This is a genomic window from Carnobacterium sp. FSL E2-0243 (genome assembly GCF_038003605.1).
Taxonomy (GTDB): Bacteria; Bacillota; Bacilli; order Lactobacillales; family Carnobacteriaceae; genus Carnobacterium; species Carnobacterium maltaromaticum.
Window position 1 is genome coordinate 221,092 of the sequence record NZ_JBBOPM010000001.1, and the last position, 12,513, is coordinate 233,604.

Annotated in this window: 16 protein-coding genes and 1 other annotated feature; of the genes, 15 read left to right on the plus strand and 1 reads right to left on the minus strand. The window is 35.2% G+C overall.

Annotated features, from left to right (window positions below; translation table 11 throughout):
* Positions 1-266: 266 nt before the first annotated feature.
* The 13 genes from pplA to MHI00_RS01010 all read left to right on the plus strand — a co-directional run bounded on the left by pplA (position 267) and on the right by MHI00_RS01010 (position 10,196).
* On the plus strand, positions 267-1,205 hold the full coding sequence (gene pplA, locus MHI00_RS00950) for an extracellular electron transfer flavoprotein PplA (protein WP_010052004.1): 939 nt from the start codon (positions 267-269) through the stop codon (positions 1,203-1,205).
* Between the two features lie 243 nt (positions 1,206-1,448).
* On the plus strand, positions 1,449-2,558 hold the full coding sequence (locus MHI00_RS00955) for an FAD:protein FMN transferase (RefSeq protein ID WP_016356677.1): 1,110 nt from the start codon (positions 1,449-1,451) through the stop codon (positions 2,556-2,558).
* Positions 2,559-2,693: 135 nt separating this feature from the next.
* Positions 2,694-3,635, plus strand: coding sequence for a 1,4-dihydroxy-2-naphthoate polyprenyltransferase (menA, locus tag MHI00_RS00960; protein WP_187958231.1), 942 nt, complete (start codon positions 2,694-2,696; stop codon positions 3,633-3,635).
* Positions 3,636-3,754: 119 nt separating this feature from the next.
* Positions 3,755-3,907 carry a 50S ribosomal protein L33 gene (gene rpmG, locus MHI00_RS00965; RefSeq protein ID WP_010052011.1) on the plus strand — a complete coding sequence of 51 codons (153 nt, stop codon included), beginning with the start codon at positions 3,755-3,757 and terminating at the stop codon, positions 3,905-3,907.
* Between the two features lie 27 nt (positions 3,908-3,934).
* Complete coding sequence (gene secE / locus MHI00_RS00970; protein WP_010052013.1) at positions 3,935-4,108, plus strand: preprotein translocase subunit SecE; 174 nt, start codon at positions 3,935-3,937, stop codon at positions 4,106-4,108.
* 130 nt (positions 4,109-4,238) lie between these two features.
* Complete coding sequence (nusG, locus tag MHI00_RS00975) at positions 4,239-4,787, plus strand: transcription termination/antitermination protein NusG (RefSeq protein ID WP_010052014.1); 549 nt, start codon at positions 4,239-4,241, stop codon at positions 4,785-4,787.
* Positions 4,788-4,867: 80 nt separating this feature from the next.
* On the plus strand, positions 4,868-5,785 hold the full coding sequence (locus MHI00_RS00980) for an alpha/beta hydrolase (protein ID WP_341110250.1): 918 nt from the start codon (positions 4,868-4,870) through the stop codon (positions 5,783-5,785).
* A gap of 347 nt (positions 5,786-6,132) precedes the next feature.
* Positions 6,133-6,558, plus strand: a complete 426-nt coding sequence (gene rplK, locus MHI00_RS00985) for a 50S ribosomal protein L11 (protein ID WP_010052017.1) — start codon at positions 6,133-6,135, stop codon at positions 6,556-6,558.
* A gap of 104 nt (positions 6,559-6,662) precedes the next feature.
* Entirely contained in the window at positions 6,663-7,352 is a 690-nt protein-coding gene (gene rplA, locus MHI00_RS00990) for a 50S ribosomal protein L1 (protein WP_010052018.1), read from the plus strand.
* Positions 7,353-7,396: 44 nt separating this feature from the next.
* Positions 7,397-7,527 (plus strand) — a sequence feature (ribosomal protein L10 leader region).
* Between the two features lie 216 nt (positions 7,528-7,743).
* A complete protein-coding gene (rplJ, locus tag MHI00_RS00995) occupies positions 7,744-8,247 on the plus strand; it encodes a 50S ribosomal protein L10 (protein ID WP_010052019.1) in 504 nt (167 codons plus the stop codon).
* Positions 8,248-8,321: 74 nt separating this feature from the next.
* Positions 8,322-8,687, plus strand: coding sequence for a 50S ribosomal protein L7/L12 (rplL, locus tag MHI00_RS01000; RefSeq protein WP_010052021.1), 366 nt, complete (start codon positions 8,322-8,324; stop codon positions 8,685-8,687).
* 203 nt (positions 8,688-8,890) lie between these two features.
* Entirely contained in the window at positions 8,891-9,193 is a 303-nt protein-coding gene (locus tag MHI00_RS01005; RefSeq protein ID WP_010052022.1) for a hypothetical protein, read from the plus strand.
* 67 nt (positions 9,194-9,260) lie between these two features.
* Positions 9,261-10,196, plus strand: a complete 936-nt coding sequence (locus MHI00_RS01010) for a LacI family DNA-binding transcriptional regulator (protein WP_010052023.1) — start codon at positions 9,261-9,263, stop codon at positions 10,194-10,196.
* 49 nt (positions 10,197-10,245) lie between these two features.
* Here the strand turns inward: MHI00_RS01010 and MHI00_RS01015 are convergent, their stop codons facing one another.
* The gene (locus tag MHI00_RS01015; protein WP_010052024.1) at positions 10,246-10,611 is read right to left on the minus strand and encodes a winged helix-turn-helix transcriptional regulator; all 366 of its coding nucleotides are present in this window, start codon (positions 10,609-10,611) and stop codon (positions 10,246-10,248) included.
* A gap of 145 nt (positions 10,612-10,756) precedes the next feature.
* Between MHI00_RS01015 and MHI00_RS01020 the strand changes: the two genes are divergently transcribed.
* Together MHI00_RS01020 and MHI00_RS01025 are read left to right on the plus strand one after the other, a co-directional pair.
* On the plus strand, positions 10,757-11,599 hold the full coding sequence (locus tag MHI00_RS01020) for an aldo/keto reductase (RefSeq protein WP_015077789.1): 843 nt from the start codon (positions 10,757-10,759) through the stop codon (positions 11,597-11,599).
* A gap of 68 nt (positions 11,600-11,667) precedes the next feature.
* A complete protein-coding gene (locus MHI00_RS01025) occupies positions 11,668-12,462 on the plus strand; it encodes an SDR family NAD(P)-dependent oxidoreductase (protein ID WP_317913146.1) in 795 nt (264 codons plus the stop codon).
* Positions 12,463-12,513 lie beyond the last annotated feature (51 nt).

A 12,513-nucleotide genomic window follows, 5' to 3' on the forward strand; every position in this document is an offset into this window, starting at 1 on the left:
TATACAAGAAATGAAGCGAAAAGTCTATCCATAACCAAGTGTTTTGTTGAAAAATGAGAATTATTTAATAACAACTGAATCAGAAAATATACACTTCTCATTTTCTCATGATTTTCTTACTTTAAAATTTGTGAAAAAGATAGACAAATCGAAATAAAATGGTTATTATATACTTAGATGTTCAACTTATCTTTGTGAATTTATTTACAAACGTGGAGTGGATATGAGCTGGACAGACTAAAAAAGGATAAGGTGGGAATTTTATTATGAAATTCAAAAAAGCGATGTCAGTTGCATCATTAGTATTTGCTTCAACAGTTGTGTTGGCAGCATGTGGTGGTAACGAAGATAAAAAAGATAGTTCTTCAGAAAGTAGTGCAGCATCAAGCGAAGTAGCTAAAGATAGCTCTTCAAAAGAAGAAACTAAAGAAATGAAACAAGTTGCAGGTGGCGAACTTAAAGATGGTACTTACAAACTTGTAGAAAAAGATTACGACGATAAAGGTTGGAAAGTTGAATTTGCAATGACTGTTAAAGATGGCAAAATCACAGAATCTGACTATAACTATATAAATGAAAAAGGCGATAAAAAGTCTGACGATAAAGAATACCAAAAAGCAATGGAAGCTAAAACAAAAACTGGTCCAGCAATGTTTATCCCTGAGTTAAATGAAGCTTTAGTCGCAGCACAAAATGCAGCGGACGTTGAAGTTGTTTCAGGAGCTACACATTCATCAGAAGCATTTAGAAATTATGCACAACAATTAGTTCAAGCAGCACAAGCTGGCAACCAAGAAACAATTGAAATTGCGAATACAGCTGATTTACAAGATGGTACGTATTCATTAGCAACTAAAAATGCATCAAACGGTTGGACTGAAACATTTGAAATGACTGTTGAAGGTGGAAAGATTACTAAATCTAACTACGATGGAACAAACGATAAAGGTGAAATCAAATCAGAAAATAAAGAATACCAAGAAATGATGAAGAAAACTGCCGGCGTTGGTCCAGCTGACTTCTTCCCAACATTAAACAAAGCATTAGTTGAAAAACAAGATGCTGGTGCTGTTGAAGTTGTTTCAGGAGCTACACATTCATCAGAAGCCTTCAAATTATGGGCTGCTCAATTAATCAATGCTGCTCAAAAAGGCGATACTGCTAAAATTGAAGTAGACAATATTGTAATGGAAGAAGTTAAATAATTTATTTAACGGAACTGAAAAACAATTAGAAATGAGGCTGGGGTGGAAATCCCGAGCCTCTTTCTTTATTGATTTTAGAAATGTTAGAACAGGACATTTTTCTCCACACCTTTACTTGTAAAATAAATTCGCGGGCACTATAATAAATAAAGATAAAATTTAGTCTGATCTTTCGTGAATTATTCTTCTCGATTTACAATAAACTATTAATTATTTCAGTTTTGATACAAAGGAGCTAAACAGATGAAAGTAGCAAATAAGAAAAAAATAACAGTGGGATTGATTTTTTTACTCGCTTTTGTGGCAGTAGGTTGTAGCAATGGCACTGATGGAAAAGAAACTTCTAAAAAAGATTCAACAACAAACACAATTAAAGAACCTTATTCTGATACACAATTCTTAATGGGAACGGTTGTTAAGGTCAGTATTTATAATGAAGGCAAAGAAGCAGTTTTAGAAAAAGCTTTTGATCGGATTAAAGAACTAGCAGCTAAAATTACTGTAAATGAAAAAGGTTCTGAAATCGATGCTATTAATGATAATGCTGGCGTGAAACCAGTGGAAGTTACTGATGATATGTACTATCTTCTAAAGGAAGCTCAACATTACAGTAAAACTTCTGAAGGTGGATTTGACATGGCAATTGGTGCAGTGACTGATCTATGGCGTATTGGATTTCCTGATGCCCGTAAACCTAGCCAAGCAGAAATTGATGCTGTGTTGCCCCTAGTAGACTACCATAAGGTGATTTTTGATGATGAAAAACAAACGGTTTACTTAAGTGAAAAAGGTATGCAATTAGATTTAGGAGCAATTGCCAAAGGATATATTACGGATGAAGTGGCAATTGTGTTAAAAGATAATGATGTCGATACAGCTATTATTGATTTAGGTGGGAATATATTCGTAATGGGAACGAGCCCACGACGTGAGGGTGCAGACTGGAATGTTGGAATCCAAGACCCAAATCAAACTCGTGGTACTACTATCGGAAGTATTCCTGAAAGCAATCGTTCAATTGTGACCTCAGGTATTTATGAGCGTTTTTATGAAGACCCAGATACGGGTATTAAATACGATCATCTAATGAATGGGAAAACAGGTTATCCATTTGATAATGATATTGCAGGTGTGACGATTGTATCTGATAAGTCAATTGCTGGAGATGGTCTATCTACTGCAGTCTTTTCAAAAGGTGTGAAAGGTGGACTTGAATTTATTGATGATATAGACGGGGTTGAAGCAATTTTTGTTACGAAAGAAAACAAAGTGTATATTTCAAAAGGCTTGAAAGATACCTTTAAACTGACTTCCAAAGATTATACTCTTGAAAAAAATGAAACGTTGAAATAAAGTCGGTTCTTATGAGCCAGCTCCTCGGAAAAAAGATAAATTCCCAAAAAAGTAAAGAGCTACTTTTCTTGGAATTTCCTATTTTTCTTCCGGAGTTATCCGGCTCAACAAACTTTTTATTAAGGAGAGGAACACATGTCGATTAAAACCTTTCTTAAATTGGTTGAAATACAAACGAAATTAGCCAGTTTGTTTCCTTTCTTACTGGGAGCCTTATTTGCGGCTTTATATTTTAAAGAATTTAACTTAGGCAATACACTTTTATTTTTCGCAGCAATGTTAATTTTTGACATGACGACAACTGCAATCAATAATTTTATGGATTTTTTGAAAGCAAAAGATGAGGGTTATAAAGATCAAGTCAATATTATTGGGCAAGAAAAAATACCAGAAAAATTAGTCCGTGCTATAATTTTGACAATGCTAGTTATTGCAGCGGCTTTAGGACTATGGTTAGTTTTTAGAACAGATATTTTAGTGTTGTTTATGGGCGGAGCCTGTTTCTTTATTGGTATTTTTTATACGTATGGACCGGTGCCGATTTCACGAATGCCTGTTGGGGAACTATTTTCAGGTGTCACAATGGGATTTGGAATATTTTTTATTGCTGTCTATGTCAATTTAGCTTCAGGCACTTTGTTAAATTTACAGTTTCTTCCAAATTATCAATTTGCTTTAGTTGGAAATTATTTACAGATTTTAGTGATTTTATTGGTTTCAATTCCTTCAATCTTTACTATAGCTAATATTATGTTGGCGAATAATCTATGTGATTTAGATGAAGATATTGTCAACCACCGCTATACATTAGTTTTTTATATCGGACGTAAAAGAGGAATTCAACTATTTAATGTATTGATTTATTTATCATACGTGGCAGTTGTTCTGGCGGTTGTACTAAAGATATATCATCCAATTATGCTTGCAGTTTTACTAACACTATTTCCAGTTTCAAAAAACTTATCTATTTTTAATCAAAAACAAGTCAAAACAGAAACGTTTGTACTATCAATTAAGAATTTAATTTTAATTAACGGTGCTTTGGTTTGCTTAATGCTGATTAGTTTGCTATTTTAAATAACATGTTTATAAAAGAATACTCATATTTAATGGAAATACAATTTGACAGGGAAACAAAGGGATGTTAAATTAAATAAGATGATAATCGTCTGCACAAAAGAAAGTACGGTGAAAAGATGAGTAGTAAAAAAACAGCATTAGCATGTTCAGTTTGTGGATCAAGAAACTATGCCAAAAAAGTAAATGAAGGCAATCGCACTGAACGTTTAGAGATAAAGAAATTTTGTAAATATTGTAACCAACATACATTACATCGTGAAACGAAATAAGAAATACAAAGAAAGAAGGGAAACAAGATGGGCAAATTCTTTAGTGGCGTTAAAAGCGAAATGAAACAAGTAACTTGGCCAACAGGTAAAGAGTTAAGAAAATATACTATGACCGTTTTTGGAACAGTATTTTTCTTTGTAATCTTCTTTATGATTGTTGATTTCGGGATTACGTCTCTTTTAGGTTTATTTATTAAATAATTTAATGATTTTTAATTGGCGAATTATGACCAATAATGGTATACTAAGATGTAAATCAAACGCAATAGAAACCTTCTTTTTAGGAATGAAGGTTTTTTTGTATTCAAAATAAAAATTAGGAGTGTTAAGCGTGGAACAGATCGAGAGCGAAAAACAATGGTATGTATTACACACATATTCTGGCTATGAAAATAAAGTAAAGCAAAATATTGAATCACGTTCAAATAGTATGGGAATGGAAGATTACATTTTTCGTGTAGTTGTTCCTGAAGAAGAAGAAACTGAAACAAAAAATGGTAAAGAAAAAGTAAATATGAAAAAAACATTCCCTGGATATGTTTTAGTTGAAATGATTATGGCAGATGATTCTTGGTATGTTGTACGTAATACACCTGGTGTAACCGGGTTTGTTGGCTCTCATGGCGCTGGAAGCAAGCCTGCTCCTTTGTTAAATGAAGAGATTGAAGTTATTTTACGTCGTTTAGGAATCAGTACTCGTCATCAAGAAATCGACTTCGAAGTTGGCGATACAGTTACGATTATTGAAGGTGCATTTAGCGGTTTAACTGGTAAAATCACTGAGATTGATAATGAACGTGCGAAGCTTAAAGTAAATGTAGAAATGTTTGGTCGCGAAACAAGTACAGAGCTTGATTTCGAACAAATCGACACATTATAGAATAAAACTATAAAATAAAAGAGATTGTGGGTTATGCTCACGTCTCTTTTTTCTATATATTTCGTATAGGAGGGAAGTTGATGAAAAAAATAGTTCTTAGTCTCGTGGGTTTGATTCTTTTAGTCGTCTTAATCGGCGGTGCTTACTTTTGGTTCAGTCCACCAAAAAATCAGCCGACACTACCAGCTAAAAAAAGTATAGTAGAAAAAGACACCGCAAGCTCTGCAGATTCTGCTAGTCCATCGGCTGAATCTGAGCCAATGTTGAATGTTCCAACTATTTTTGTTCATGGTTACAGTGGTGGAAAAGGTTCTTTTGGAGGGATGATTAAACGATTTAGTCAAGATAAGGAAGGTACCCCATCTCTTGTTGCAACGATTGATCCTGATGCAAGCATTCATTATGAAGGGGAGTATGACTCCAAGGCTAAAAACCCCTTGATTCAAGTACTGTTTAGCGACAATAAAAGCACTGAAGAAAACCAAAGTTGGTGGTTACAGGAGCTCTTTCAATCATTGAAAACCAATTACGGTATCGAAACGCTAAATGCTGTTGGTCATTCTATGGGTGGCGTTAGTTTGACAAATTATATAACTAAATTTGGGCAGGATGTAAGTTACCCTAGCCTGGATAAGCTTGTTTTGATTGGAGCGCCAATCAATGGATTAGAAATTGGGACAGATGGTGTAACAGATTTTGATTTGACAGACGAAGGTCCTTTAATGGCAACAGAGCGGTATCAGAATTTCATGAACTTACGTGATAATCTACCAGTTGATTTAGCTGTGTTGTCTATTGCTGGAGATAAGGAAGATGGTACAAAAAGTGATGGGTCGGTATCGGTGGCTAGTGCCTTATCAGCTCGATTTATATTTGAAGGGAAGGTCGCGGATTATCGTGAAATGACCTTTACAGGTTTAAAAGCTGCACATAGTTTATTGCATGAAAATCAAGCAGTTGACCAAGCTGTGACCCAATTTTTATGGAAAGAAGACTAAGATGTATTCAGTTTTGAAATGGAATACTGTTGGGTTACACTTTATATTGAATGAAGTGAGGAAAGTATGGTATACTCAAAGTGAAAAAGAAACCATGCGTTAACATGGTTTCTTTTAAAGTAGAGCCGTTCAAAAGACGGTAGCTAGTAAATAAAATGGTAATGACCATCTACTCACTTGCCAAGAGTGTATAGTAGATGGTTATTTTTTGTTTTTGGAAAAAAGATTGCAAAGTTAGATAGAATCTGCTATATTGTTTAGGTACGTTTTAACGTATGTAAGAAAGTGGGAGGGGAAATATTAACCCCATTAACCACATCACGGACTCAATCAAGGAGGTATGTCTCGTGGCTAAAAAAGTTGTTAAGTTAGTTAAATTGCAAATCCCTGCAGGTAAAGCAAATCCAGCTCCACCGGTAGGCCCTGCATTAGGTCAAGCACAAGTAAATATCATGGGATTCTGTAAAGAATTTAATGCACGTACTGCTGACCAAGCTGGACTAATTATTCCAGTAGTAATCTCTGTATATGAAGATCGTTCATTTACATTTATTACAAAAACACCACCTGCTGCTGTTTTACTTAAAAAAGCTGCTGGTATTGAATCTGGTTCTGGTGAACCAAATACTAAAAAAGTTGCGACAGTTAAACGCGATAAAGTTAGAGAAATCGCTGAAACAAAAATGCCCGACTTAAACGCTGCATCTGTTGAATCTGCAATGCGTATGGTCGAAGGTACTGCACGAAGCATGGGTATCACAATCGAGGACTAATCTTCAACCAGGCTTCTCAGTATCGCTCATAGACTAATAAATTAGATATGAGGATTAAGTGGGAGGTAAAACCGTTATAACCACAATCAAGGAGGAAAAAGAACATGGCTAAAAAAAGCAAACAATATCAAACTGCTGCGAAGCAAGTTGATGTTACAAAAGCTTATTCAGTAGAAGAAGCAGTTGCTTTAGTAAAATCAATTGATTTTGCTAAATTTGATGCAACAGTAGAAGTCGCTTATAGACTTGGTGTTGACCCTAAGAAAGCTGACCAACAAATTCGTGGTGCAGTTGTTCTTCCAAACGGAACAGGTAAAACTCAACGTGTATTAGTATTCGCTAAAGGCGATAAAGCTAAAGAAGCAGAAGCTGCAGGCGCAGATTACGTAGGTGAATCTGATCTTGTACAAAAAATCAGTGGTGGATGGTTCGATTTCGACGTTATCGTTGCTACACCTGACATGATGGCAGAAGTTGGTCGTCTTGGACGTGTGTTAGGACCTAAAGGTTTAATGCCTAACCCTAAAACTGGTACTGTAACTATGGATGTTACTAAAGCTATTAACGAAATCAAAGCAGGTAAAGTAACTTACCGCGTTGATAAAGCTGGTAACGTACAAGCTCCAATCGGTAAAGTATCATTTGATGATGCTAAATTAGTAGAAAACTTTAAAACAATCAACGATACAATGTTGAAAGTTAAACCGTCTTCTGCTAAAGGACAATACATCAAAAATATTACAGTTACAACAACTTTTGGTCCTGGCGTAAAAGTTGACCAAGGTTCATTTTAATTAAAAAATAGCTTGACCTAAATGATTGTACTTGGTACAATCATTTAGGTTAATAAATATTACCGAAGACAGTAGGTGGCGTAAGCCTTAAAATACCTGCCGAGGATGAATATATGTGAAAGCATACAACTATCCCTCTATGTCTAAGGTGACATGGGGCTTTTTGCTTTGAATCACTATGATTGGCTCGCTTTGCGAGACAGAATAGATGATGAAAAGCACAAGACGAATGAAATGAGAGTTGTCCCCTTGTTAAATCTTGTAAGAAGATTGAGTATAGAGCTACACTTGTTGTAAGGAAATAAACAATCGACCTACACTTTATATAAAGGAACAATCTAATTTCTGAATCACGAGTTCCAGACAATCTACCAGGAGGTGAAATTCTAACATGAGTCAAGCAGCTATCGCTAAAAAACAAGCAATCGTTGAAGATGTAACAGTAAAATTTACTGATGCAGCATCAGTTGTTATCGTTGATTACCGTGGTTTAACAGTTGACCAAGTCACTGAGTTACGTAAACAATTACGTGAAGCAGGCGTTGAAATGAAAGTTATTAAAAACTCAATTTTAAGTCGCGCGGCTGAAGCAGCTAACCTACCAGGTTTAGGTGATGTTTTCAAAGGACCTACAGCAGTAGCGTTCAGTAATGAAGATGTTATCGCACCTGCAAAAATTATCAATGACTTCGCTGAAAAAGCAGAAGCTTTAGAAATTAAAGGTGGTATTATTGAAGGAAAAGTTTCTTCTAAAGAAGAAATCGAAGCACTTGCGAAACTACCAAATCGCGAAGGTTTACTTTCAATGCTATTATCAGTACTACAAGCTCCAGTCAGAAATACTGCTCTTATTATCAAAGCAGTTGCAGAACAAAAAGAAGAAGAAGTTGCTTAATTTTAAGCCCTTATTCTTACTTGCAAGTTAATCAAAAAACAAAAAAATATAACCACTAATGGAGGAACATAACAATGGCATTAAACATTGAACAAATCATTGCTGATTTGAAAGTATCAACAGTATTAGAATTAAACGATTTAGTAAAAGCAATCGAAGAAGAATTTGGCGTAACTGCTGCTGCTCCTGTAGCTGCTGCTGGCGCTGCTGGTCCTGCTGCTGAAGAGCAATCAGAATTCACAGTAGAATTAACTGCTGCTGGAGACCAAAAAATTAAAGTTATCAAAGTTGTTCGTGAAGCTACAGGCCTTGGCTTGAAAGAAGCTAAAGGACTAGTTGATGGCGCTCCTGCACCAATCAAAGAAGGCGTATCTAAAGATGACGCTGAAGCTCTTAAAACTCAATTAGAAGAAGTTGGAGCTTCTGTAACAGTTAAATAATTTTTTTAAAAGCTAGGAAGGCTTTGTTAAACAAGGCGGAATAGTTAATTAAATAAATTTAAAGAGGAGATTTTGGGAAACCAAAGTCTCCTCTTTTTTATGTAAAAAAATACATAGGAGAAACAGAAAAGATATCTCTTGACCTGGGAAGCATTTCATACTGTAAGATAAAATTAACAGAATGATATGTGAGGAGAGATAATATGAGAGGTATTATTGAAGTGATAGATAGTGAAGGGTTAAGATATTGTTACGTGGAGTTGAAATTAGTGGAAGATCAAATTCATATTCAACAGAAGTCGGTATTTGAACACGGTTATAGCTGCATCGTTAAATCGAATCAAATCAAAGAGATTAATTTAGGTGAAGAAGAAGGTGTCCGTAAAGTGACACTGACTCTTGAAAATCAATTGATTCATATTGTTGAGAATGGAAGTTTATTTATTCCGGTTATTGCAAATTTTATTTTAAAAGATTATTTTGTTCCAACTGGACAATTGGTTTAATTAAAACTTGGTTATGGTGTCCTCTTTGGTTATACTTAGAATAACCAAAGAATTGGAAGGGCTGTGATTGAAGTTGAATATTAAAGATATCGCTAAGTTTTCTGGTTGTTCGGTTTCGACAGTCTCGCGTGTTTTAAATCAGCATCCTTATGTTTCAGAAGAGAAAAAAGAACGCATTTTAAAAGTTATTGCGGAACATGATTATGCTCCGAATAGCCAAGCGAGAGATCTGCAATCAGGGGAGTCGAAGACGATTGGTGTAATTGTTCCAGCGATTAGTCTTATTTATTTTGATCAGATTATTAATGGAATATTAGAAAATGCGTTTGAAAAAGGGTATATGGTGACATTGTTGCCAAGTAATTATGATAAAGCTAAAGAAAAATATTATTTCACTCAGCTGAAAAATAAACGCTTTGACGGTATTATTGTGACATCTAGAGTTCATGAAATGGCTGAAATTGAAAAATTTACAAAATATGGGACGATTGTTTGTTGTGAAGATACAGGGGATTATCTTGTGTCCGGTGTTTATGTGGATCGATTAGCAGCTTATAATCAAGTTTTTGCTGAATTAAAGGCGCAAGGAAAAAATAAAATAGCGTTAACTTTAGGTCGTAGCCAGCTGATTAGTAACAGTGCCAGATTAACTTTTGAGGCATATCAAAAAAACTTTGGTCCGTTAAACCCAGATTATTTAGTTGATAATTGTTACGATGGTCCGGGTGGGATTATAGCGGGCGACTATTTTAGTCAACTGAAAGATGTTCCAGAAGTAGTTTTTACAAACAATGATGAGACGGCAGTGGCGATTTTTCAAGTATTCCAACGAAAAGGGCTTACAGTTCAAGTGATTGGGCAATCGAATATGTATGTAAGTGAAGCGATGGGGATTTCTACTATCGATTTACAATTATCAGAAATAGGTCGCCTAGCATTTGATTTAGTTTGTACAAAAGAGTATCAAAAAATTTGCTTAAAATCAGAATATATTAAACGATAAAATAAATTCCTATCGACCAGATTCTTTCTAGTCGATAGGAATTTTAAATTTAAGTTAATTCAGTATTTTCCAACACAATGTCTTCTTGGTAAAGAGAGACGCGTTGTTCAATGTGTTTTTCACCCCATAGACAAAGTAATTCTAAAACAGGTGCTAGTGATTGACCGTAGCTACTTAAAGAGTACTCAACTTTAGGTGGGACTTGTTCGTAAACGATTCGGGTTACGACACCATCTGCTTCTAATTCGCGTAATTGCTGTGTGAGCATTTTTTGGGTTATAGACGGCATTAATCGTTTTAATTCAGAAGTCCGTTTGGTTCCATGTTTCAAATGACATAAGATAATTGGCTTCCATTTCCCGCCAATCACATCAATTGTTGCCTCAACACCGATATTGTACGTAATGGTTTTCATCTTCTTCACTCATTTCTTTAGTCTCTATATAGGTACTTTTTGGTACCTATAGCACAATAAAGTACCTACTTCCTATTTGAAAGTGTTAGGTATATAGTAAACCTATACTAAAAAAAAGTAAATCATTTTCATGGAGGAATTTTAAATGAACATTAATTTTGAGAATCAAGTTACATTAAACAACGAGGTAAACATGCCGTGGATTGGCCTAGGTGTTTTTCGTGTAGAAGACCACGCAGAGTTGGTTGAGGCAATTAAACTAGCGATTGTTCAAGGCTATCGCAGTATTGATACAGCTAGTATCTATGGAAATGAAGAGGCAGTTGGTGAAGGGATTCGTCAAGGGATTGTAGCAGCAGGTATTTCTCGAAAAGAGCTATTTGTCACTTCGAAAGTCTGGACAGCTGATATGGGTTTTGAAGAAGTTGAAAAAGCTTATCAAGTCAGTTTGGATAAACTAGGCTTAGATTATTTAGATTTATATTTAATTCATTGGCCAGTATCAGGTAAATTTATTCCGACTTGGAAAAAAATGGAAGAACTTTATCAAGATGGAAAAATTCGGAGTATTGGTGTCAGCAATTTCCAAATTCACCATTTAGAAGAATTATTTGCAGAAACATCAATTAAACCTGTGATTAATCAAGTCGAGTACCATCCTAAATTAACACAGTTGGAGTTGCAAAATTACTTGAAGCAACATAATATTCAAATGGAAGCATGGTCGCCGCTGATGAATGGTGAAATTTTAACGAATCCGGTTATTTTAGCAATTGCAGAAAGACACGGGAAAACGGCTGCTCAAGTAATTCTACGTTGGGATTTACAAAATGGAGTGATCACTATTCCTAAGTCAACAAATGAACAGCGTTTAGCACAAAATAAAGATATAGTTGATTTTAATTTATCTGAAAAAGACATGCAACAAATTCAACAATTAAATGAAAATCATCGAATTGGGCCAGATCCTGATAATTTTGATTTTTAATCAGAATAAATCAATGGGAATCTACTGGAATAAAAATAGATAGTCTGAATAATAATGGAGGAAACCAAATGGATATGTATTTAAAAGGACAAACAGCATTAGTTACAGGCTCTACAAAAGGAATTGGCAAAGCAATTGCATTTGAACTTGCTAAAGAAGGTGTTGATGTCATTGTTAATGGTCGAAGTACAGGGACGGTTAATGAAGTTGTTGCGGAAATAAAAACGGCGTATCCAATGACGAATCCATCTGCTGCGCCATTCGACATCACGACTCAAGAGGGTACAAAACAGATGACGGATGCTTTTCCAAAAGTGGATATTTTAGTTAATAATTTAGGGATTTTTACCAATTCTGATTATTTTCAGTTAACTGATGCAGATTGGCAACATTATTTTGATGTAAATGTTTTAAGCGGCAATCGTTTAGCAAGCTATTATTTACCTCAGATGCTAGAGCTTGATGCGGGGCGCATTTTGTTTATTGCTAGTGAAGTAGCTGTGATGCCAGATGCAGAAATGCCGCAATATAGTATGTCGAAGACGATGCAACTGTCGCTGTCTAAAACATTGGCAAAGTTGACCCAAGGCAGTAAAGTTACTGTGAATACAGTGATGCCTGGTTCGACAATGACTGAAGGAGTTGTTGAGATGCTGGAAAATTGGTTTCCTGGCGGCAATGAAACATTGGTTGAAAAAGGCCAGCGTTTTATGAAAGAAAATCGACCTAACTCTTTAATTCAGAAATTTATTGCACCAGAAGAAATTGGACGGATGGTAGTTTTTGTAAGTAGTCCTATGGCTAGTGCTATCAATGGAGCAGCTTTGCGAGTAGATGGCGGTTTGGTTCCGACATTATATTAAATAAGCAGTAGGAAAAGACTAAGGAGAAAAATCTTTAGTCTTTTTTTGTAA